Below are 21,813 nucleotides of genomic sequence, written 5' to 3'. Positions count from 1 at the left end.
CTAGTTTGTTAATCGATGTTTTTGAAACGTGCGATTAAGTTGATTTGATTACAAAGAAAGTAAAATACGATAAAAGCGCCACTGGCGGGAATGGCGGCATAGATGAACCCCATTGGGGTTTGCAGCGCCGAGTCCATTTGCCACATTTGGCGCATTGAGGTGTTGTAACCGCCAAAAATCATGATGCTAGCGGTGAAAACTAAGATGACGAGTTCGATGAACATGTCGGTAATGATTCGAATTTTAGGAGCAAATTTATCTTTAATGAATGAAATGCTCATGTGTTCTCGTAAACCGAAAACATAGGCACTACCAAAGAAGATAAGCCAGATAAAGAGGTAGCGTGACAGCACCTCACTAACTGCGCTTGGGCTATTAAAGAGATAGCGTGATACAACCTGATAAGTGACAAGTAGGGTCATGGCACCGACGATGGCAATGCATAACCATGAAATAACGAAATCAACACCGGCTTTGGCTTGGTTAACTCGTTTTAGAAAAAGGGAGGAATTGTTGTCCATGTTGCGCACCTTAAACAAGGTTAGACGCCGTAGCATCTAACCTAGGTAATGGATAGGAATTATTGCATTGAGATGATTTTCTCGTATAACGCTTTTTGTTCTGGTGTTTCGATAAGTTCAGCTTGTAGAGATTTACAGCTTTCTTGGAAAGGTTTGATATCTACTTCATTGAACTTCGCACCGTGAGATTCAGCGGTCGCTTTCGCTGTCTCAATTTGCTCATGCCAAATCTTAAACTCGTCTTTGGTGCTTTCTTTTAGTAGTTTCTTCAGCGTATTTTGGTCTTCCTTCGACATGCCGTCTAAGAAATCTGTGCTGATCACTACTAGGTCTGGAACCATAAGGTGACGAGTGCTTGAGAAGTAAGGGGCAACTTCATATTGTTTTAAGTCTGCATAAGTGATTTCGTTGTTTTCAGCACCATCAAGAACGCCTTGTTGGATTGCGCTGTACACTTCACCTTGTCCCATAGGTACACCAGTGCCGCCCATGCAAGACAACATTTTGATCATGGTATCAGATTGCATCACACGAATTTTTTTGCCTTTCATATCGGCAACCGTGTTGATTGGACCTTGTTTGGTATACATGCTGCGCGCGCCAGCGGTATAAGCGGTTAATACTTCAAAGCCGAACTTTTTCGTAGAAGCAAATAAGTCATCTAGGGTGCCAGAAGTGAATACTTGCTCTTGGTGCTCTGAACCTGAATAAATGTATGGCATGCCAATCACACGGAAAGTCTTATCGTAGTTTTCGATAAGTGGGTTTGCTACTACGGCCATTTGAATTGAGCCGGTTTGCACTAATTCCAGTGCTGCGCGTTGGTCGCCAAGCAGTTCATTTGGGTAAATAGACAGTTTGTAGCGACCATCAGTTTCTTGTGCCAATTTCTCACCAAAATTTTCTAATGCTTGAAATTGTGGGTGATTATTTGACTGGTTAAATGCCGCTTTAATTTGAGTTGCGGCACTTGCAACAGAAGATATTGCTAGTGAACCTGAAACCGCGAGTGTTAGAGCAGTAAGTTTTAAAGCCTTTTGTTTTAACATGGTGTACATCCTCGTTATTGGTATTTTTTAAATTTGGGTTACTTCATTGTGTCCATATCAATGAAATCCATATCGTCAAAGGTTTGGTTTTCTCCCACCATGCCCCATACAAAGCTGTAGTTTTGCGTGCCGCAACCAGAGTGGATTGACCAGCTTGGAGAAAGCACTAATTGCTTATTGCGTACAACGATATGGCGAGTTTCTTGTGGTTCACCCATAAAGTGGAAGACCACTTGAGATGGCTGAACATTGAAATATAAATAGGCTTCCATGCGGCGCTCGTGAGTATGGGCTGGCATGGTATTCCAAACGCTACCTGGTTTTAGGTGAGTGACACCCATACATAATTGGCAAGTTGGTAGTACCTCTGGATGTAGGTATTGCGTGATTAAACGCGCATTGGCGTTATCTTGAGAGCCAAGGTCAATTTGTTTGGCTTCATTGCGTTTAATAATGCGTGATGGATAAGTGTGGTGAGCCGGTGCGCTTAGGCAGTAAAATGCCGGCTCAAGCTCTGAATCCAGCGCTATAAATTCAATATCTTGTTCACCTCTACCGAGATAAACCACATCAAGATGCTCAAGCGAGTAGGTTGTTTCACCACAGCGAACTAGCGCTTTGCCACCTAGGTTTAAGATTCCAAGTTCACGTCTTTCTAAAAAGTAATCCGTACCAAATGCTTTCTTTTCAACAAAATCATCCAGTTTTAAAGACCCATTTTTAGGACAAATACCCATTGCGACAATTCGGTCTATGTGGCTGTAAACAATGCTAATTTTATCTTCTTGAAATAAATCTTCTGTTAGAAACTCTTCGCGTAAACGGCTTGTATCGTATTGCTTAGCATCGATTGGATTGCTGTTGTAATTAATGTGCATGTGAACTCCTTAGCTAGTGACTAAGAGAGTACTCATTATTTATATACAAACAATAGTGTTTATATTTGAACAGCCGGAAGTGTGACTGAAAACCTATTTTTTGAAATGATGTTTTAATTATATTTGAGCTTGATCACTTATAGATAAAGCTCAATATTTTGAATTTCATATTGTTCACTTCTTGAACAAATTGCATTCACTGGCTAGTTTTAAATAAAGCCGTACCCGCAATCAACTTATGTGATGTGGTGCCGTAAGCTATTGACACCACAATCATTGGAGCTTCTTGCTCACTCGATGTTTGGTGTGCCTCGCTCCTTATTATAAAAATGATATTGCAAGGACGAGGGGGCACTTTGAAATCACTACGCCACTGTTTACCCGCTTTAAATCCAGCTGTTTGTCAGCGCTATAGCTTGCCTATGATTGGGCTAGCGTTTGGGTTGGCATTGCTTTCTCTTTTTTCTGCGCCCAGCGCAGCTGAATCTTCTCGCTTGAATCTTACCAAAGGCGTCACCGAGATCAGCGGTAAAGTTTATGACTTACACATGCTGATTTTCTACATTTGCTGTGCGATTGCGGTGGTGGTGTTTGGGGTGATGTTTTATTCCATTCTTCGTCATCGAAGATCCCGCGGAGCCAAAGCCGCTAATTTCCATGAAAGCACCAAAGTCGAAATTATTTGGACGGTGATCCCGATTGTTATTTTGGTGTTGATGGCGATTCCTGCTACCAAAACCTTAGTGGCAATGGAAGACACCACGGACGATGACCTCACCGTGACTGTTACCGGTTCGCAATGGAAATGGCACTACCAGTATTTCAATCATGATGTTGGCTTTTATAGCTTTTTAACCACCTCACAAAAGCAAATTGAAGGCAGCGAACAAAAAGGCGAGCACTATTTATTAGAAGTGGACAACCCTCTGGTATTGCCGATTAATCGCAAAATTCGTTTTTTAATGACTTCTGATGATGTGATTCATTCTTGGTGGGTGCCTGATTTTGCAGTCAAAAAAGATGCGGTACCGGGGTTTATTAATGAGGCTTGGACCAAGATTGATAAGCCGGGTGTATATCGCGGTCAATGTGCAGAGCTGTGTGGTCGCAACCATGGTTTTATGCCGATTGTAGTGAAAGCCGTGCCCGAAGATGAGTTCGATACTTGGTTGGCCGAACAAGAACAGTTAGTAGCAGAGAAACGGGCTGAACAAGAAAAAGCATTAGGTAAAACGTTAACTTATGACGAATTAATGGCGAAAGGGGAAGCCGTCTATAACGAACGTTGCAGTGTGTGCCACCAAGTGAATGGTGAAGGTATGCCGAATGTTTTCCCTGCATTGAAAGGCAGCCCAATCGCAATGGGTGATTTAGTCAAACACATTGATATTGTCTTACACGGTAAAGCCGGTACCGCCATGCAAGCTTTTGCTAATCAGCTTAATGAAGAAGAAGTGGCAGCGGTTGTGACCTATGAACGAAATGCATGGGGTAATGATACAGGCGATGTTGTACAGGCTTCTCAAGTGAAGCAAGTGCTCACTACTGGCACCTTAGAACAAACTGAACCGGCAGAAGCAGTAGATTCAGAATCATCAGATTCGGCTGAAAATAGCCAAGCGGAGGTCCTATGAATCCTTCATCTTCATCAAAGCAAAGCGTTCATCAACCACATAGCGTTTATCAACAGAATAGCGACTACGTGGCAGATGGCGTAGCGCTTGAACATGACCACCATGCGCCGGCGAGCGGGATTAAGCGCTGGTTATATTCCACCAACCATAAAGACATCGGCACTTTATATTTGTGGTTCAGCTTAATCATGTTTTTTACCGGTGGCGCGATGGCGATGGTGATTCGAGCGGAATTATTTCAGCCGGGTTTGCAGCTTGTTGATCCACATTTCTTTAATCAAATGACCACGGTACATGGTCTAATCATGGTATTTGGTGCCGTGATGCCAGCGTTTACCGGGCTGGCTAACTGGATGATCCCGATGATGATTGGCGCGCCAGATATGGCGTTGCCGCGTATGAATAACCTCAGTTTTTGGATTTTGCCATTCGCGTTTTTGATTTTACTTGGTTCATTATTGATGCCCGGTGGTGGGCCTGATTTTGGTTGGACCTTCTACGCGCCACTTTCCACTACGTTCAGCTCAAATAGCACCGCGCTGTTTGTGTTTTCGATACATATCATGGGAATTAGCTCCATTATGGGCGCCATTAACGTGATAGTGACGATCGTTAATATGCGTGCGCCGGGTATGGATTGGATGAAACTGCCGATGTTTGTTTGGACTTGGTTGATCACGGCTTTCTTATTGATTGCGGTGATGCCGGTCTTGGCGGGCGCGGTGACCATGGTGTTAACCGATAAATATTTTGGCACTAGCTTTTTTGATGCGGCGGGTGGTGGCGATCCGGTGATGTTCCAGCACATTTTTTGGTTCTTTGGGCACCCTGAAGTCTATATCATGATTTTGCCTTCATTCGGCATTATTTCGGCGATTATCCCAGCATTTAGTGGCAAAAAGCTCTTTGGTTATCATTCGATGGTGTATGCCACCTGTTCCATCGCTTTGTTGTCGTTTTTAGTGTGGGCACACCACATGTTTACTACCGGCATGCCTGTGTTTGCTGAGCTGTTCTTTATGTATTGCACCATGTTGATTGCGGTGCCTACGGGAGTAAAAGTATTTAACTGGGTGGCGACCATGTGGCGTGGCGCACTGACTTTTGAAACCCCAATGTTGTTTGCGATTGCCTTTATTATTTTATTCACTATTGGTGGCTTTTCCGGCCTGATGCTCGCCATCGTTCCGGCGGATTTCCAATATCACGATACCTATTTTGTTGTGGCGCATTTCCATTATGTACTGGTGACCGGCGCGGTGTTTTCAATTATGGCGGCGGCTTATTACTGGCTGCCGAAATGGACTGGGCACATGTACAACCAAACCTTGAGCCTGTGGCACTTTTGGCTGTCGATCATTTCGGTCAATATTTTGTTTTTCCCGATGCACTTTTTAGGTCTTGCCGGTATGCCGCGTCGAATCCCTGATTACGCGATTCAGTTTGCGGATGTGAACCAAATTGTGTCGATTGGTGGCTTTGCGTTTGGTTTGTCGCAACTGTTGTTCTTAGTGATTGTGGTGAAATGCATACGCGGTGGTGAAGCGGCTGAAGCTAAACCTTGGGAACGTGCTGAAGGGTTGGAATGGACCGTGCCAAGCCCAGCGCCACATCATACATTTTCTACTCCGCCCAAATTGGATTAATGCCGTTTGGTTATGAGGAGAAGTTATGCAAAACAGTGCAAGTAATAAAAAGCTGATTGGTTACTTATTGCTGGGCGTGGTCGGCATGTTTGCCTTTGGATTTGCCTTGGTGCCTTTGTACGACATTATGTGTGAAAAACTGGGGATCAATGGAAAAACCAATACGGTGGCGGCCAGTTCACAAGGGGTTGTATTGGATGAATCTCGCACCGTGCGTGTGCAGTTTATGGCCCAAGTGAGCCCGAATATGCCGTGGCAATTTGAGCCAGTACAAGCACAAATGGATGTTCACCCCGGGCAAGTGATTAGAACCAGTTATCGTGCAATTAATAATGCCAATGTGGCAATGATTGGGCAGGCTGTACCTTCGATTGCACCAGGTTTAGCTGCCACACATTTTAATAAGATTGAATGTTTTTGTTTTAATCATCAACCGCTTGAAGCTAATAGTGAAGCAGAATTGCCGGTCATTTTTTATGTTGATAATGATCTGCCAGAGTCGGTTAATCGACTCACGCTTTCATATACTTTGTATGACATCTCACAGCAACAAAGTAAGAAGGAAAAACCCGTTTTAACAACATCTGTATTATCAACAAAAGCACGCTCTGAATGAAGTTGCAATGAGCAAGGGAGCGCATGAGTCGTTCGCTCACAAGATTCATCGTTAGCAGCCAATGGATGATTGGTTGTGATAGGAGAGTCAACATGGATAAAGTCAGCCATTCAGCCAGTTCTCATGATGAGGACTACAAACGACAACCTGAGGTCTATTACGTTCCTAGTGAGAGTAATTGGCCGATTGTTGGCGCTTTAGGGTTATTTTTAATCGCAGTCGGTGCAGGTTTATTTCTGCAACCGAAAGGGATGCTCAGCCATTTTGGTGGCTTGGTATTACTCGGTGGTATTGTGACCGTGGTAGTGATGATGATCGGCTGGTTTCGCAATGTCATTCAAGAGTCGTTATCGGGCTTATATTCTCACCAAATGGCACGGTCATTTCGTCAAGGGATGAGTTGGTTTATCTTTTCTGAAGTCATGTTCTTTGGCGCTTTCTTTGGTGCGCTTTTTTATGCACGAATGATTGCTGTGCCTTGGCTGGGCGGCGCATCGAATAACGCCATGACCAATGAAGTGTTGTGGCCGACCTTTGAAGCGATTTGGCCATTAATCAAAACTCCTTCCGGTACAGAAACACAAGCGATGCCGTGGCAAGGCTTGCCGCTTATGAACACCATTATTCTGCTGACTTCTTCCGTTACTTTGCACTTTTCTCAATTAAGCCTAGAGAAAAATCAACGCACCGCTTTGATTGTGTGGTTAGAAATTACCATCGTGTTAGCCATCGCTTTCTTGTTTTATCAAGGTCAGGAGTACATCCATGCTTATCAAGAAATGAACCTGACTCTGCAATCGGGCGTGTATGGCAACACCTTCTTTCTGTTAACGGGTTTTCATGGATTGCATGTTACGGTTGGGACGATTTTCTTATCGGTATTGTTAGCTCGCATAGCTTTCGACCACTTTACCCCGCGCGATCATTTCGCGTTTCAAGCGGGTAGTTGGTATTGGCACTTTGTCGATGTGGTTTGGCTGTGTTTATTCATCTTTGTGTATGTGCTGTAACGATCAGTTTCTAGTTTCTAGTTTCTGGTTTTCGAGGAGCAAAGGCGTAACTGGTTAATAAGGACGAGGGTTGGGGGCGACTAATCCGGAGCTAAGGCCAATTAATAGCACCATGATGATAATGACCGAAATGAGTAACCGACGGCCTAAATAGCGACTCATTGGTACCGGGTTATCATCATCTGGTTCACGCTTAACCATGATAAATAATGCTCGGCCGAGGTTAAAAATGACAAACAGCAGCAGTAGCACTAGAACGAGTTTGAAAAGTAAAACTAAGGTCATATCGCCTCCTGCTTTCGGCCGATTGAGTGTGAAAAAAATTCTGCTGTTGTCATTAACTGTGGTTGTGTTTGGTGTGATGGTCAAATTAGGGTTTTGGCAATTAGACCGAGGTCAGCAAAAACAGCGTATCGAACAGCAATTACAACAATGGCAACAAGGTGATGCAGTGAGCTTGGCGACGGCGTTAAGCAGTGAAGCGGTGGAATTAACAGGGCGTAAAGTCGCGGTGAGGGTCGCCCCAATAACATCGCAACAATTGCCCATCAAAACTGTGTATTGGGACAACCAAACATGGCAAGGAAAGGTGGGCTATTTGGTGTTTCAGCCAGTGAAGATCATCGATTCTGATCTGAATGCCTCACAAATTGTGTTATTAGAACTTGGTTTTGTAGCAGCGGGGCGAGATAGACAAACCTTGCCTCAAGTGGCAAGTGTCACCCAAGCACAAAGCATTGAAGGGCGGTTATATCGCAGACAAGACAATCCACTGAGTGAAGGGCTAATGGTAGAGAACATGCCCCAAACGTCTGCCATTCGTATTCAAAATTTAGCATTAGAGTCTCTCGCACAAGATTGGAAAATGCCGCTGTTGGGCTATGTCATTCAGCCTATGACCAATTTGGAGTTAAGAGACGGCAAGCAAGTGAGTGAGCAATTACCTCACCCTTGGACGCCGGTTCCTCTCAGTTCAAAGCGACATTTTGGCTATGCGGTGCAATGGTTTTCTATGGCGACGGTGTTATTACTGCTGGTGGTGATGTTCGTATACCGAGCGTTTCAGCCCCAGAAATTTAATGGCCTTGAAAGACATACCGACCTTGAAAAACATCACGATCTTAAAAAAGATAACGATAAGGAGGGCAATCTAGAATGAATACGATGCAGACTAAATGGTCAACTCATCAAACTAAAAATGCCACTAGTCGTAAAGCACTGTGGATAATGCTGGTGGTATTTGCTTTACCTGTGATTGCGGCCAAAGTGATTCTATCGCAACATTGGTATCAGTCTGGGGTAACCAATCATGGCGTGTTTATTGATAAACCTGTGTATTACCAGGATTTGAATGTCATCAACCCTGCATCTCATCAATGGCAAATTGCGTATTTATTGCCTTCTCAATGTCTACAACTTTGTCAGCAGCAACTCCACCTTTTAAAGCAAAGCCATATTGCGTTGGGTAAAGATCAACCTCGTGTGATGCCCGTGGTGATCGTTTCAGAACCTACAGGGCAGCACGATCTGACATCGATTAAAGAGATGAGTTTTGTGATTTTTCAGGTTAACGATTTCCAATCGCAGTTGCAGCAACAAGGGGTTGATGTTGCAGCACAAGACTATGTGTTGATCGATCCGCGAGGGCAGTGGGTGATGCGTTTTCCGACCGTGCAATCGAGCGAAGAATTACCTAATGAATTAAAAGGATTACTGGCTGATTTACGTAAGTTATTAACCTTGTCTCGCGTGGGCTAAACGGAGGCGGTATGGACAATATAAAACCTTTGTTGTGGTTAGTGAGAGCCAGCATCGCGCTCGCTTTGCTTGTCATTGTATTAGGGGCTTATACCCGTATTTCAGATGCTGGCTTAGGTTGCCCTGATTGGCCGGGGTGTTATGGGCAAATCATAGTCCCGGTTCACAATGATGATGTGGTGAGAGCCTCGCAGTTGTTTCCTGGGCATGTGATCGACCCACACAAAGCGTGGTTAGAAATGATCCATCGTTATGTGGCAGGCATGCTTGGGCTACTGATTTTAGCGATTGTGATGGTGAGTTGGCGGCTGCGCCAGGTCAGTAATACTTTACCGATTGGTTTGGCATCTCTCGTCATTTTTCAGGCTGCGTTAGGCATGTGGACGGTCACGCTGAAATTAATGCCCATCATCGTGGTATTACATCTCTTTGGTGGTTTTGCCTTGCTTTGTTTTTTAATGTTGTTTTACCTTGCTTTGAGGCCGCACTCTTGGCTGCAACATTCTGGGTTACAAGACTCTGGGTCACAACCGCCGCTAAGCCAACCTCAAAGGAATCATCGACAAGCACAATTTGGCTTTATTTATAAAAAAGAAAGAATTTATAAAAAAGAAGGAATTGATAAAAAAGGCAAAATTACGAATATCGACAGAGTGAATAAGCTATACCGAGTGGGTTGGTTGGCTCTGAGCGTGCTCTTGGTGCAGATCTTCCTCGGCGGTTGGACGTCATCGAACTACGCCGCATTAGTGTGCACTCAGTTGCCTGTTTGTGAGGGGAATTGGTGGCAATCGTTGCATGTGAATGGCGCCTTTACTCTTTTTCAGCATCCGTTAGTGATAGAAAATGGCAGTTATGAATACGGCGTGTTGGATTATTCCTCCCGTATGACCATTCATGTTTTTCATCGGATTGGTGCGTTGGTTACGGCTATTACCTTATTCAACTACGCATGGCGCATTTGGCAGGCCCATTTATCGCTTGTCTTCCAGCGTGCTGCTATTGGGCTTGCTCTGCTGGTTGCGTTGCAAATTTCACTTGGGCTTCTCAATGTGGTTTTACACTTGCCCGTTATTTTAGCGGTGGCACACAATTTAGTCGCAGCACTGCTATTGTTAAACATAGTCTTTATTCATAGTGCTTTGTATTTGTGTTATTTGCAGGCGAGTCGGCAAACATATTCAACCCATACTCAGCCAGCGACGACTTTATATATCAAACCTAATCACATCGCGGAAAAAGTGAAGTTGAAAGGTGAATATTCCTCGAAGTGATGAGGTTAACTCGATTAGGAGGCAGGTTATGCCTAAATCTAATGTGATCCCATTTCCTCAACCGTCTCGTCGATATAGTGAGAATAAGCGTATTGCGGCCAAGTATTCTCATCACCAGTCTGCTGCACCCGCCATTGCGCCAACGATAAAGCCTGAAGACGAAAAGCCGAATAGCGTTGGCGCGAGTTTAAGCCAAAGATGGAGAAAGCAGGCGCGTTTGTATTATTCCTTAACCAAACCCAAAGTCGTGATGTTGATGTTACTGACAGCCTTGGTGGGTATGTGTTTATCGACCGATAGAAAATTGCTGTTGCAACCATTAGTGCTAGGAATGTTGGGCATTGGGTTGATGTCGGGTTCAGCAGCGGCGTTCAATCACTTAATTGATCGACGCATTGACGGCTTGATGAAGCGGACTCAACATCGGCCGTTGCCATCTGGGCAGTTACCACAGTGGAAAGTGATCGTGTTCGCAAGCGCTATTGGTCTACTTGGTTTTGTGGTGCTGTACAGCGGCGTGAATAGCTTAACGGCTTGGCTGACGTTTGCGAGTTTATTGGGTTATGCAGTGGTGTATACCTTGTATTTAAAACGCGCTACCCCACAAAACATAGTGATTGCAGGTATCGCAGGCGCCATGCCGCCATTATTAGGCTGGACGGCAATGACCAATGATATTCACCCTCACGCATGGCTATTGGTGATGATCATCTTTATTTGGACGCCACCACACTTTTGGGCGTTAGCGATTCATCGTTGTGATGAATATGCCAAGGCTGATGTGCCCATGTTGCCAGTTACACATGGCATTGAATTTACCAAAACCAGTGTGCTGCTTTATACCATCCTGTTAACGCTTGTTTGCGCTTTACCGGTCTTATTTGGCATGAGTGGCGTGGTGTATGCGGTATTCGCTATCGCGTTGTCAGTTGGCTTCATTTATAAAGCGTGTGAACTGAAATTTTTCCCTAAACCCAATAGTGCAATGCAGACGTTCAGATTTTCTATCTATCATTTGATGGGGCTATTTGTGGCCTTATTGGTGGATCATTATGTGGTGTTAAATGCGTGATTTCATTTCCCAGCAGCCTTGTAAATCATAAGGATATAGGCTTTTTTTATAGACTAGGGTAGAATACGCGCAAATTTTTTCTTAGTTCACTTAGGAATTTTTATGAAAGGCTTTGGCTCAGGCTTTAATAACTTTTTTGTTGGTTTATTCAGTGGCTTATTGCTGCCGATCGTGATCATCATGGTATTGATGTTTTTAACCGTAGATAAGCTAACCAGTTTCGCAGAAAATGAAGCGATCGCACCTTTATATACTCGTGGAGCGCAAACTTTAGATAAGTTAGATACTCTGATTGAGACGTTAGATAACAAAGTTGAAGATGCCGATTTGCAAGATATTAAATTACTTGCGCCGCTCAAAGATGCCAATTTGTTCCCTGAATTGAAAAAGATTGCAGCAGTAGCAGGCAAGATTCGCAACGCATCAGATTCTGAAAAACAAGAAATGCTGGCGAATCTAAAAGGCCAATTGAAAGCCTCTTTACAACAAAAATTCCCAGAAGAAAAAGCGCAGCAATTGGCAGATAACCTAACCGGTATTGCTGATGTGTTAGCCAGTAAAAAAGAAGCATTAGCCGATAAAAAAGATGAGTTGACTGAAAAAGTGCAAGATGCCAAAGAGCATGCGCAAGAAGTAAAACAACAAGTACAAGATAAGGTTGATGATCTGCAACTTGAAGATGTACAAGTTGAAAACTAACTCGAATTAAATCTATAAGCCCAATTGACCCGTGGTATCCACCGCGGGTTTTTTCTTTATACCGATGCCTTCTTTAATCGGTCAATATTTATAGGAAGCGTCTCTATGATGAGTTTAGCTGCTGGCTTACGCCGCAATGCAATATACAAACCGAATAAACCCGCATTGATTTGTGGTGAGATGGTGATTACTTACGCTCAGTTTGATGATATCGCAGGTAAAATTGCGACGGCTTTGATTGCTGAAGGCTTACAACCAGGTGATCGTGTGGCGTTAAGTTGCCCTAATTTGCCTTTTTTCCCTTTGGTGTATTACGGAATACAAAAAGCGGGTGGCGTGGTCGTTCCATTAAATGTTTTGTTGAAAAGCCGCGAAATTCAATATCACCTTGAAGACAGTGAGGCGAAGTTCTTTTTCTGTTTTGAAGGCTCTGAGCAGTTACCTATGGCACAGGAAGGGCTAAAAGCATTTGGCCGAGTGGATTCTTGTGAGCACATGGTGGTGATGTGTGCCGATCAAAAACAAATGCAATATGAAAGCTTGCCGACACTGAGTCGTTTTATTGATCGTCATTTTCCGATTAAAGATTATGTTGCTCGTGAAGCCAATGACACGGCGGTAATACTCTATACCTCAGGCACCACTGGCCAACCTAAAGGGGCCGAGTTAACACAAAGTAATATGATCATGAATGCGTTTGCGACTCAAACGATCGCGGAATTGACTAGTCGAGATGTCCATATTGCGACCTTGCCTTTATTCCATTCTTTTGGTCAGACGGTGAGTTTAAATGCGGCGATCTTATGCGGTTCAACCATTGTGCTGGTTCCTCGTTTTGAACCTCATGCGGTGGCTAAAATGATTGAACAGTATCAAGTGACCATTTTTGCTGGTGTGCCAACTATGTATATTGCGCTTAATCATTTGGATACCGAAGCGGATTTGACGTCATTAAAATTGGGTATCAGCGGTGGTTCATCGATGCCAGCAGAAGTGCTCCGTATTTTTGAACAAAAGTTCAATGTACCTGTTATTGAAGGTTATGGTTTATCTGAAACGAGCCCGATCGTATGTTTTAATCATTTAGATGCTGAACGCCGAGTTGGGTCAATTGGTCAGACAATTCAAGGCGTAGAAATTCGTATTGTTGATGAAAATCATAATGATGTCGTACTAGGCCAAGAAGGCGAGTTAATAGTGCGTGGGCACAACGTCATGAAAGGCTACTTAAACCGACCAGAAGAAACCAAAGCCGCAATGCATGATGGCTGGTTTTATACCGGTGATATCGCGCGTCAAGATGAGCTGAAGAATGTTTATATTGTTGACCGAGTGAAAGATTTAATTATCCGTAATGGCTTTAATGTGTATCCGTGTGAAGTGGAAGAAGTGTTCATGACTCATCCTGCGGTTGCCATGGTGGTGGTCATTGGCGTTCCGCATGAAGAATATGGCGAAGAAATCAAAGCGGTTGTCACATTAAAACCTGGCATTGAAATTGACGCTGCTGATTTACAAGCGTGGGGGAAAGAGCAATGTGCAGCTTACAAATACCCGCGCACCGTAGAGATTCGTGACGAGCTACCACTAGGTGCGACAGGTAAAATTCTGAAGAAAGATTTACGCGCTGAGTTTTGTCAGTAGTTCTCGGATTTTCAGTTTGATTCTAAGCTCTATGTTTAGCCCCGTGCTTATTTAGGGCTATTCAAGACTAACAAAAAAAGTGAGCCGTCATTGCTCACTTTTTTGTTTTCATTCAGCCTGACTTTACTTCTCCGCAGCTGAGGTTACTTACTCAGATCGACAAGCATCAAGCTGCGTCCACGCTTGCCAACTTCCCGCACTCGGCTCTTCATTGAACGACCACCAATTGGCTTGCCATTCAAACCCATTAAAGCTCACTTTCTGTCCTGCTTGATACGCTTGATTACCCTGCCAAGAATGAGAGGTGCATGTTTTTGGTAAGGCCGTTGGATTTTCTAGCCAGTTCACTAATTCAATATGACTGACAATTCGAACATCAGGCTTTGACAGGGCGTAGTCTAAAAAGTCTTCAATTGCTTTACGTCGTTCGGCCGCGGTCGACTCTGTCGGCACCCATAAATCAAAATTGTCATCATATTGGGTGGAATGCCCAAGGAAAGTGAGTGGCGCTCTATTGCCGGCTAAGCGAAGATCTAAGTTGTACTTCATAATGGCGAGCACTTCAGGGCCCGATAATTTTGCCATATAGAATAAATTGTAATCGCCAGACTCAATTTTACCGGATTGAACATCGAACCAACTCATTTCCGCCGCAATTTTATCTCGTATTGAATGATGAATTCCGTACTGTTTCGCGGTTTCATCATCCGGCACGATAAAGGCGTAAACAGGAATTTCCCATAAACCCGCATGTTGGCTAATCGGTGGTTTGATGCCCCAGCTGGTGGATAAGTCAGCGCCAGGGCTGCCGTCATTTAACGTATATGGCCAATATTGGTTGCCACCGTGGTGAGCAGGGTCATAGCCTTCCACAATACTGGCATCGTATTTAAAGCCTTGTGCCTGCAAATATTGCAGCATAGTGTCGTTGTACTCTAAATAGGGGGCGCGAAAGCCAACTGCGTGAGCATCAATACCTTCATTATCATTAGGAAATTCAGGGTCAACTTGAGTAAAAGGTTGATTCATCGTTTTCTGGCATTCGCCAATCTGCTCCTGCCACTGCTGATACGAAAACTCCAATCCGTGCAAGTGATTGAGCGTATGGTTTGCCATTTCATGTCCAAGTAAACTGGCTTGATACCAAGTTTCCTTAACATGGCCGGCGTTATTTTCTTGCTCAGGATTGATGAGAATCGCTTCGCAGGTATTGAAGAAGGTCGTGTGGATGGCCGTTCCATCATAAGTGGCTGGATTGTGAGTGCCGCTAGGATTTTGGCGTTGTCCCCATTGCTCTAGGACCCATTTCTGCCCATCGACCAAGGTGTTATCGTCAAATGCAATTGCCACAAATTGCGGGGCATTGTTAATCGCAATACCGGCTGGTGGTTGCTGCGATGGTGCGATATTAGCGGCAAGACCATTGCTAACATAGAACGAGGTTAATCCACCAATAAAGGCAGGTAACAATCGAGATAAATAAGATGTTTTCATTTGCTAAGGTTCCCTCTTTACACTGTAAATGGGTTAAGCATAGAAACAAATATAGCTTGGTTTGTAAGGCTGTGTAGAAATGGAAAGCACTTTGAATTGCTATGAAAATGATAAATGTATTTGTTACTTGTTTTGAGTATCGCATAATGAGTAAAGATGTTTTTTACATGAGCAACTCACTATGACTGAATTTGAAAAAATGCTGCAAGGACAAAATTTTGATGGTTTAGATCCCTCTATTTCTGACCTAAGAACACGAACAGCACAACTTAAACTACAGCTTAATCAATCGATTACTATTCCCGAGCAGCAAGTTGTTCTTAAAGACATGTTAGGCCGTATTGCTGAGGACAGTATTATCACGCCACCGTTTCAGTGTGAATTTGGTAAGCCGATTTCTATTGGCAAATCGACATTTCTTAATATGAATGTGATCATGCTCGACAACGCCAGAATTACGATTGGCGATCATGTTTTAGTTGGGCCCAATGTACAGTTTTATACCGCGAGTCATTCTCTCGATTTTGAAAGCCGCCGCCGTTGGGAAACCTTCAGCAAGCCAATTGTCGTTGAAGATGATGTGTGGATTGGTGGCAATAGCGTAATTTTGCAAGGCGTCACGATTGGCGCACGTTCGGTCATTGCCGCTAATTCCGTTGTCACGAAAGATGTCCCACCCGATTGCTTATACGGCGGTACACCAGCGAAATTGATTCGAAAAATTGAATTAGAAAAGTAGTCTAAAACTCCGCCTCAACCTCAAACATCATCCTTTCTTTGGTATAAGGATGATCAAAGGCTAGTTGCTCGGCATGCAAGTGCAGGCGATTGGCTTTTTCACCATAGAGGTCATCACCAATAATCGGCATATTTAATCCATCAACGTGGGCGCAATGCACACGTAGTTGGTGGGTACGTCCGGTTTTTGGATAGAGATAAACTTTACTTTTCCCACTGTGAGTTTCGAGTAATTGCCAAGTCGTATGGGCCGGTTTGCCATGCTCAAAACACACCATTTGTCTCGGTCTGTCTTCCAAATCAGCACGTAGTGGAAGAGTTATTTCACCTTGTGTTTGTGTGAGTTCACCATCTAATAACGCGACGTAACGCTTTTCTACTCCACGGGTAATAAATTGTTTTTGCAGGCTTTTATTGGCACGGCGGGTGAGGGCAAATACCAGCAAACCCGATGTCGACATATCGAGCCGATGCAAAACAAATGGCCCTTCCACATCTGGAAATAACGCTTGTAAGCGGCTAAAGGCGGAATCTTTGATATTCACGCCCGGTACCGATAAAAATTCAGCCGGCTTGTTGATCACTACGATGGCTTCATCTTGATAAATAATTTCAATGTTTTTGTTTTCGGCAGGGTTTTCCAGTAGAGGATTATCGTCTAATTCAATACCTTGGAGCATGTGACTAAGGATCGGCTGACATTTGCTTTGGCACGCGGGGTAGTATTTTTTGTGCTGGCGGATCTCTGATTTTGGCGACGCACCCCACCAAAATTCGGCCATGCATATTGGGGTCAATTGATGCGCAAACGCGTAGTGTAATAGTTTTGGAGCCGCGCATTCCCCAGAGCCAGCCGGAGGCGTCGGATTATCCGTGTGCTTAAAAATGTCGAGTAGCGATTTCTTTTGCTGGTTTTGATTCAAAAATTGGTATTGCGTAAACAGTTTTTGTTGCAGTTGAGACGATTGTTGTTTGCGCTCAATTTTGAATTGTTCAATGACATCAAGCTTTTGCTGTAGAGCGTGTTGTACTTGAGCGATCTGATCTGCCCAGTACGCTTTTAGGTGCTTTTGTTGCGCTTTTTCCGCCACGCTTTGTTTGCCTAAATCAATCAATATGGCTTGCAGTTCTTCTCCTGAAAGTGTGTTTTCAGCTTGTGCACGTAATACTTTTCGCTTTTTGCGATTGTCGATAATGGATAGGCGTAGGGTTTCTAATTCTGTTTCTGCCTGTTGTTGACATTGCTCTATTTTTTGCTGAAGTTGGGCCAGTTCAGGTTCGTTTTCTAACTGTTGTATTTGCGCGTTAATCGCATTGATCGGGGCTGTACCTTTAAGGAAAAAATCGCCTTCAACCAACATATCAAATACGGGCGGCACAAAATACGGCAGGTGGTTTTGGTCGGCTAATTTCCCCGAAAATGCCGATAAGAAGCCCATTTCACCTTGAGTATTTTTGACCACTAACACGCCAAACATCTTGCCGTCGCGTTCAAAGTTATAATGCCATTCGTTCTGAGTTTGTAGGTGCTGCTGCAATTGCTTTGCGGCAATTTCACTTAATGCTTGCGGTTCATAGCAAAACGGAAACGTGAATTTCTCAGGCAAAGGAATGGCAGAAACATCAGTATCAAAAGGTATAAAACAGGACATGGCAGAGGCTCAAGCAACATTAACGAAAAGGATTGTACTGGTTTCAGTTTAGAATACCAATGTAAGCTTATTTTGAGACACGAGACACTAGAACTGAATACAAACAAACCGCGACACTAGGGCCGCGGTTTCATTTCTTTCTTACTTTTCTCGGGGGGAGGAGGTGACTTAAGAAAGTTTTGTTATGCCGTTACTGCTTTTGCTTGTTCTTTATTTTTCAAGAATGCGTAAGTGACACCTGTGACTAATGTACCTGCCACAATAGCCACTAGGTATAGGAATACCGGCGTGATTGCGTTTGGAATGAGTAGTACAAATAAGCCGCCGTGTGGAGCCATCAATTTAGCGCCAAACAGCATTGATAATGCGCCAGTTAATGCACCGCCAGCCATACAGCTTGGGATTACACGCATTGGATCTTTTGCAGCAAATGGAATCGCACCTTCAGAAATAAAACATAGACCAAGTACAAACGCTGCTTTACCGGCTTCTTGTTCATTTTTAGCAAATTTGTTTTTTGCTAAGAAAGTGGCAAGACCCATACCCAACGCAGGCACCATACCCGCAGCCATAACGGCAGCCATTGGGGCGTAAGTTTGAGAGGCTAATAGACCGACACCAAAAGTGTACGCCGCTTTGTTGACTGGGCCACCTAGGTCGAAACACATCATCGCACCTAAGATAATGCCAAGTAGAACCGCGTTAGCAGAACCCATGTTGTTTAGGAACTCGGTCATTGCAGTCATGATGCCTGAAACCGGGCCACCAACCACGTAGATCATCACAAGACCAGTAAACAAGCTCGCTAGTAATGGAATGATTAGGATAGGTTTCAACGCTTCCATTGACTGAGGCAGTTTCAGTTTATCAGCAATGAACTTGGCTGAGTAACCCGCTAGGAAACCCGCGATAATACCGCCAATAAAGCCTGCGCCCGTTGAGCTTGCCAACATACCGCCAATTAGACCTGGTGCTAAACCTGGGCGATCGGCGATAGAAAACGCGATAAAACCGGCAAGAACAGGGATCATTAATGCGAAAGCTGAACCGCCACCAATGGTCATTAATGCCGCCGCTAATGTACCTTCTTCTTTAAATGCTTCGATACCGAACACAAAAGAAAGCGCAATCGCCAAACCACCGGCAACGACAAGTGGCAGCATGTGAGAAACACCCGTCATCAAGTGTTTGTATACGCCTACTTTCTCTTCTGAAGCTTGAGCGGATGATTCTGATTTTTGACCTGCTTGATGTGGCTTGGCTTGCTCAAACGCTTTAGCAAACTCTTGTTCTGTTTTCTTAAGCGCCAGACCAGTGCTGGTTTTGTAAAGTGGTTTACCTGCAAAACGGTCGAGTGGTACTTCGATATCCGCCGCGATGATCACTAAATCGGCTTCAGCAATATCTTGTTCAGTCAGTTGGTTTTTCGCACCCACTGAGCCGCGTGTTTCCACTTTAATTTGATGACCTAACTTCACGCCAGTTTCTTCTAACGCTTCAGCTGCCATAAAGGTGTGAGCCACACCCGTTGGGCAAGCGGTAATCGCAACAATTTTTTTTGCGCTTGCCACTGCTGGCGTGACAACTGGAGCCGAGGCTTGCTCTAGAACAACCACTTGTTGAACGGCATTTTGCAGCCAAGTTTGAGGATCTTTTAGGCTATCAAGAATATTGCCTTGATAGACTTTCTTCCCGACAAAACGTCGTGTATCAACGTTCGTGTTGGCAGCAATAATAATGGCTTCAGCCGTTTCGATTTGTTGCTCCGTAAGAGGTGTGCTTGCTACGACACTTGATTGGCATTCTACATTGGCGGTCCAATTGAGTGCTTGAGCCGCTTGCTCTAATAACCCGGCTGCAATGACGCTATTGGCAACGCCACTTGGGCATGCAGTGATAATGGCAATGTTCATAAGATGTCCTTAACTCTTTAGATTCGATCAATCGCTTGAACGCGAATTTGTTGTTGTAATTCGGCTACCTTTTCTGGAGCAGGCACACCCACTCCCACTTGAGTAACGGCGAGTGCAGATAACGCAGTCGCACAACTCAAAATCTCTTCATGGTTCCACTGATTTAGGTGACCCCAAGTTAACCCTGCAACCAAGGTATCTCCAGCGCCTACCGTGCTCACCACTTGCATTCGTGGTGGTTTTGCTTGTAGCCAGTTGCCTTGGTTGAGCCACATGACTCCGTTGGCACCAAGAGAAATAACAATGTTTTCAATCCCTTTTGACTCTAAAGAATGCGCAGCATGTTGGCAGTCTTCTGTGGTTTGAATATCTTGATCAAGCAATTCAGAGAGCTCTTCATCATTGGGTTTAATCAACCAAGGATGAGCATCCAACCCGGCTTTTAAAGCATCACGACTACTATCAAAAATGACTTTTTTGCCTTGTTGATGAAGGGTTTCTATCCATTGAGCGCATAACTCTGGTGAGACGCCTTGCGGCAAGCTGCCCGCCATCACGAAGTAATCATGATCTTGCGCTAAGTCTTGCAAGGTTTGTTCAAATGCCTTAATCGCGGTTTGATCAACCTCGACACCCGGGAAGTTGATGTCACTCACTTGGCTATCTTTATCAACCAACTTAACGTTAATACGCGTCGCACCAGCCACTCGTACAAAGCGGTCTTGTGCATTCATTTGCTCGAATAATTGGCAAAAAGGTTCTTGATTATCTTTGCCTAAAAAACCTGTTACCGTGACTTGAGCGCCTAAATCTGACAATACTTTCGCCACATTCACGCCTTTACCTGCGGGGTGAAGGTTACTTTGAGATACGAGGCTTACAGAGCCTACATTTAAGCTGTCAGTAAGATGTCCAGTCAGATCAAGGGCAGGGTTCAGCGTGATGGTGACGACTTTTTTATCGTTCGACATATTCGCTCCTTAACCTTCACCAAGGCCAGATTCAATCGCCTTACCAATAGAAGTAAGTGCTAACTCTGCATCAGAACCGTCTGCAGTAAACTGTAAGCGATGACCGTGTTTCACCCCTAAAGCGATCACTTTCATGAGGCTTTTCGCATTCACAGCACCACCTTCACCATCTAAGTTTTCAACACGAATAGTCGATTCGAACTTTTTCGCTTCCGCCACTAACATCGCGCCTGGTCGAGCATGTAGACCGTGGGCATTTTTGATTTTAAACACCGCGGTATTGGCATCTTCTTGAGAGATTTCCGGCGCTTTTTCAGTCAGATCAAACAATTCAAGAAGTTGGTTCACTTCTGCATTTAAAATCTCATCCTGGCGTCTAGATAGAAGTAGTTGAGTAAGTTTATACAGCAGTGGTTTATGGCTGGCGTTACAAGCGGCGAATGCAATCAACCCCTTCACTTGCTTACCTTCAAATTCACAATCATTAGCGGTTGAAACAAAAGACATTCCAGAGCGATTCACACCTTTACCACCACTAATGAGCCATAAGCCATTGCCTAAATCTGTTGGTGTTTTAGTGATGATTTCTGAAATGTATTCATCCGTTGTGCAACCTGCATTACGCAATAAACCACCGGCGACCGCTGTCATTTGCAGCATGTCGCTGGCTGGGAATTTGAGCTGGATTAAGGTGGCATCAAAATCAGCCATTAATTGAGTCTGACCATTTAATACATTGATGATGTCTTGCTTTGTTTTTGCATCCTTAAGAGCCGCTTCTACGCCATCTGCTGACAGAACTTTGGTGAGTTGCTTTAGGATGCCTAAATGCTCGTCCGATTTCGCAGCAATACCAATGGCGACATAAACCGTACCGTTGCCCCAATCCACGCCTTGAGGAAAGTGATGCACGCTCACACCGGTTTTTTTCACTAAGTCACGCGTGTCTGTTGTGCCATGTGGAATCGCAATGCCGTTACCAAGAAAAGTCGAAGATTGACCTTCACGGGTGAGCATACCTTCAACATAGCCGCTTTCGACATAGCCTTGTTGAGCTAAGCTGTGCGCAATACTTTTAATCGCTGCGGTTTTGTCTTCGGCCGATTGAGCAAGCGTGACTTCATTCGGAGTTAAAATAAGCATGGTGTTGAGCCTCGTCTTTCTGTATTAAGCTGAATCGATTCAGCAAGTCGGTAAAAAAATTCAGCAAATCTGTTTAGCGATAAAATTGTATTTCATGTCCA

At 44.2% G+C, this 21,813-nt stretch carries 19 protein-coding genes and 1 pseudogene; 11 read left to right on the top strand and 9 right to left on the bottom strand.

The window, feature by feature from the left end; all coding sequences use genetic code 11:
* Positions 1–8: 8 nt before the first annotated feature.
* The 3 genes from Vgang_RS16145 to kduI are packed head-to-tail and all read right to left on the bottom strand — an operon-like array spanning position 9 to position 2,448.
* Complete coding sequence (locus Vgang_RS16145) at positions 9–521, bottom strand: TRAP transporter small permease (protein ID WP_105901053.1); 513 nt, start codon at positions 519–521, stop codon at positions 9–11.
* Between the two features lie 59 nt (positions 522–580).
* Positions 581–1,570 carry a TRAP transporter substrate-binding protein gene (locus Vgang_RS16140; RefSeq protein WP_105901052.1) on the bottom strand — a complete coding sequence of 330 codons (990 nt, stop codon included), beginning with the start codon at positions 1,568–1,570 and terminating at the stop codon, positions 581–583.
* Positions 1,571–1,608: 38 nt separating this feature from the next.
* Positions 1,609–2,448, bottom strand: a complete 840-nt coding sequence (gene kduI / locus Vgang_RS16135; protein WP_105901051.1) for a 5-dehydro-4-deoxy-D-glucuronate isomerase — start codon at positions 2,446–2,448, stop codon at positions 1,609–1,611.
* 422 nt (positions 2,449–2,870) lie between these two features.
* Here kduI and coxB point away from each other — a divergent pair, with 422 nt between their 5' ends.
* From coxB to Vgang_RS16115, 4 genes and pseudogenes are all read left to right on the top strand, one after another.
* Positions 2,871–4,082, top strand: a complete 1,212-nt coding sequence (gene coxB / locus Vgang_RS16130) for a cytochrome c oxidase subunit II (protein ID WP_105901050.1) — start codon at positions 2,871–2,873, stop codon at positions 4,080–4,082.
* A 92-nt stretch (positions 4,083–4,174) separates the two neighbouring features.
* Positions 4,175–5,728: pseudogene (ctaD, locus tag Vgang_RS16125) on the top strand (cytochrome c oxidase subunit I); the annotation flags it as partial.
* A gap of 25 nt (positions 5,729–5,753) precedes the next feature.
* Complete coding sequence (locus Vgang_RS16120; protein ID WP_105901048.1) at positions 5,754–6,344, top strand: cytochrome c oxidase assembly protein; 591 nt, start codon at positions 5,754–5,756, stop codon at positions 6,342–6,344.
* Between the two features lie 92 nt (positions 6,345–6,436).
* The gene (locus Vgang_RS16115; RefSeq protein WP_105901047.1) at positions 6,437–7,354 is read left to right on the top strand and encodes a cytochrome c oxidase subunit 3; all 918 of its coding nucleotides are present in this window, start codon (positions 6,437–6,439) and stop codon (positions 7,352–7,354) included.
* A gap of 54 nt (positions 7,355–7,408) precedes the next feature.
* Here the strand turns inward: Vgang_RS16115 and Vgang_RS16110 are convergent, their stop codons facing one another.
* Entirely contained in the window at positions 7,409–7,639 is a 231-nt protein-coding gene (locus tag Vgang_RS16110) for a DUF2909 domain-containing protein (RefSeq protein WP_105901046.1), read from the bottom strand.
* A 28-nt stretch (positions 7,640–7,667) separates the two neighbouring features.
* Here Vgang_RS16110 and Vgang_RS16105 point away from each other — a divergent pair, with 28 nt between their 5' ends.
* From Vgang_RS16105 to Vgang_RS16080, 6 genes are all read left to right on the top strand, one after another.
* A complete protein-coding gene (locus Vgang_RS16105; protein WP_157945992.1) occupies positions 7,668–8,513 on the top strand; it encodes an SURF1 family protein in 846 nt (281 codons plus the stop codon).
* Positions 8,510–9,112, top strand: a complete 603-nt coding sequence (locus Vgang_RS16100; RefSeq protein ID WP_245879868.1) for a hypothetical protein — start codon at positions 8,510–8,512, stop codon at positions 9,110–9,112. The genes Vgang_RS16105 and Vgang_RS16100 overlap by 4 nt, the downstream gene beginning before the upstream one ends.
* Before the next feature lie 11 nt (positions 9,113–9,123).
* Positions 9,124–10,386 carry a COX15/CtaA family protein gene (locus Vgang_RS16095; RefSeq protein WP_105901044.1) on the top strand — a complete coding sequence of 421 codons (1,263 nt, stop codon included), beginning with the start codon at positions 9,124–9,126 and terminating at the stop codon, positions 10,384–10,386.
* A gap of 28 nt (positions 10,387–10,414) precedes the next feature.
* On the top strand, positions 10,415–11,458 hold the full coding sequence (gene cyoE, locus Vgang_RS16090) for a heme o synthase (protein ID WP_105901043.1): 1,044 nt from the start codon (positions 10,415–10,417) through the stop codon (positions 11,456–11,458).
* Between the two features lie 102 nt (positions 11,459–11,560).
* Positions 11,561–12,157 (top strand): hypothetical protein, encoded by a 597-nt coding sequence (locus Vgang_RS16085; RefSeq protein ID WP_211293955.1) that lies wholly within the window; start codon positions 11,561–11,563, stop codon positions 12,155–12,157.
* 105 nt (positions 12,158–12,262) lie between these two features.
* Positions 12,263–13,801 carry a long-chain-fatty-acid--CoA ligase gene (locus Vgang_RS16080; RefSeq protein ID WP_105901042.1) on the top strand — a complete coding sequence of 513 codons (1,539 nt, stop codon included), beginning with the start codon at positions 12,263–12,265 and terminating at the stop codon, positions 13,799–13,801.
* Positions 13,802–13,948: 147 nt separating this feature from the next.
* On the opposite strand, the gene Vgang_RS16075 is transcribed toward Vgang_RS16080, so the two are convergent.
* Positions 13,949–15,295, bottom strand: coding sequence for a polysaccharide deacetylase family protein (locus Vgang_RS16075; protein WP_105901041.1), 1,347 nt, complete (start codon positions 15,293–15,295; stop codon positions 13,949–13,951).
* Positions 15,296–15,476: 181 nt separating this feature from the next.
* Between Vgang_RS16075 and Vgang_RS16070 the strand changes: the two genes are divergently transcribed.
* Positions 15,477–16,034 carry a sugar O-acetyltransferase gene (locus Vgang_RS16070; RefSeq protein WP_105901040.1) on the top strand — a complete coding sequence of 186 codons (558 nt, stop codon included), beginning with the start codon at positions 15,477–15,479 and terminating at the stop codon, positions 16,032–16,034.
* A gap of 1 nt (position 16,035) precedes the next feature.
* Here the strand turns inward: Vgang_RS16070 and Vgang_RS16065 are convergent, their stop codons facing one another.
* From Vgang_RS16065 to fruB, 4 genes are all read right to left on the bottom strand, one after another.
* Positions 16,036–17,685, bottom strand: coding sequence for an RluA family pseudouridine synthase (locus Vgang_RS16065; RefSeq protein ID WP_105901039.1), 1,650 nt, complete (start codon positions 17,683–17,685; stop codon positions 16,036–16,038).
* A gap of 182 nt (positions 17,686–17,867) precedes the next feature.
* On the bottom strand, positions 17,868–19,598 hold the full coding sequence (gene fruA / locus Vgang_RS16060) for a PTS fructose transporter subunit IIBC (RefSeq protein WP_105901038.1): 1,731 nt from the start codon (positions 19,596–19,598) through the stop codon (positions 17,868–17,870).
* A 17-nt stretch (positions 19,599–19,615) separates the two neighbouring features.
* The gene (gene pfkB, locus Vgang_RS16055; RefSeq protein ID WP_105901037.1) at positions 19,616–20,569 is read right to left on the bottom strand and encodes a 1-phosphofructokinase; all 954 of its coding nucleotides are present in this window, start codon (positions 20,567–20,569) and stop codon (positions 19,616–19,618) included.
* A 9-nt stretch (positions 20,570–20,578) separates the two neighbouring features.
* Positions 20,579–21,712 (bottom strand): fused PTS fructose transporter subunit IIA/HPr protein, encoded by a 1,134-nt coding sequence (gene fruB, locus Vgang_RS16050; protein ID WP_105901036.1) that lies wholly within the window; start codon positions 21,710–21,712, stop codon positions 20,579–20,581.
* Between the last annotated feature and the right edge of the window lie 101 nt (positions 21,713–21,813).

Origin of the sequence: Vibrio gangliei, from assembly GCF_026001925.1 — a bacterium.
Classification (GTDB): Bacteria; Pseudomonadota; Gammaproteobacteria; order Enterobacterales; family Vibrionaceae; genus Vibrio; species Vibrio gangliei.
This window is presented reverse-complemented; position numbering and strand designations above follow the sequence as displayed.

Bases quoted from the DNA above. Each gene is read 5' to 3' on its own strand.
- Vgang_RS16120 (WP_105901048.1), top strand. From the start codon at position 5,754: ATGCAAAACAGTGCAAGTAATAAAAAGCTGATTGGTTACTTATTGCTG.
- Vgang_RS16100 (WP_245879868.1), top strand. From the start codon at position 8,510: ATGAATACGATGCAGACTAAATGGTCAACTCATCAAACTAAAAATGCC.
- fruB (WP_105901036.1), bottom strand. From the start codon at position 21,712: ATGCTTATTTTAACTCCGAATGAAGTCACGCTTGCTCAATCGGCCGAA.
- cyoE (WP_105901043.1), top strand. From the start codon at position 10,415: ATGCCTAAATCTAATGTGATCCCATTTCCTCAACCGTCTCGTCGATAT.
- coxB (WP_105901050.1), top strand. From the start codon at position 2,871: ATGATTGGGCTAGCGTTTGGGTTGGCATTGCTTTCTCTTTTTTCTGCG.
- Vgang_RS16115 (WP_105901047.1), top strand. From the start codon at position 6,437: ATGGATAAAGTCAGCCATTCAGCCAGTTCTCATGATGAGGACTACAAA.
- Vgang_RS16085 (WP_211293955.1), top strand. From the start codon at position 11,561: ATGAAAGGCTTTGGCTCAGGCTTTAATAACTTTTTTGTTGGTTTATTC.
- Vgang_RS16145 (WP_105901053.1), bottom strand. From the start codon at position 521: ATGGACAACAATTCCTCCCTTTTTCTAAAACGAGTTAACCAAGCCAAA.
- fruA (WP_105901038.1), bottom strand. From the start codon at position 19,598: ATGAACATTGCCATTATCACTGCATGCCCAAGTGGCGTTGCCAATAGC.
- Vgang_RS16075 (WP_105901041.1), bottom strand. From the start codon at position 15,295: ATGAAAACATCTTATTTATCTCGATTGTTACCTGCCTTTATTGGTGGA.
- kduI (WP_105901051.1), bottom strand. From the start codon at position 2,448: ATGCACATTAATTACAACAGCAATCCAATCGATGCTAAGCAATACGAT.
- Vgang_RS16065 (WP_105901039.1), bottom strand. From the start codon at position 17,685: ATGTCCTGTTTTATACCTTTTGATACTGATGTTTCTGCCATTCCTTTG.
- Vgang_RS16070 (WP_105901040.1), top strand. From the start codon at position 15,477: ATGACTGAATTTGAAAAAATGCTGCAAGGACAAAATTTTGATGGTTTA.
- Vgang_RS16080 (WP_105901042.1), top strand. From the start codon at position 12,263: ATGATGAGTTTAGCTGCTGGCTTACGCCGCAATGCAATATACAAACCG.
- Vgang_RS16110 (WP_105901046.1), bottom strand. From the start codon at position 7,639: ATGACCTTAGTTTTACTTTTCAAACTCGTTCTAGTGCTACTGCTGCTG.
- Vgang_RS16095 (WP_105901044.1), top strand. From the start codon at position 9,124: ATGGACAATATAAAACCTTTGTTGTGGTTAGTGAGAGCCAGCATCGCG.
- pfkB (WP_105901037.1), bottom strand. From the start codon at position 20,569: ATGTCGAACGATAAAAAAGTCGTCACCATCACGCTGAACCCTGCCCTT.
- Vgang_RS16140 (WP_105901052.1), bottom strand. From the start codon at position 1,570: ATGTTAAAACAAAAGGCTTTAAAACTTACTGCTCTAACACTCGCGGTT.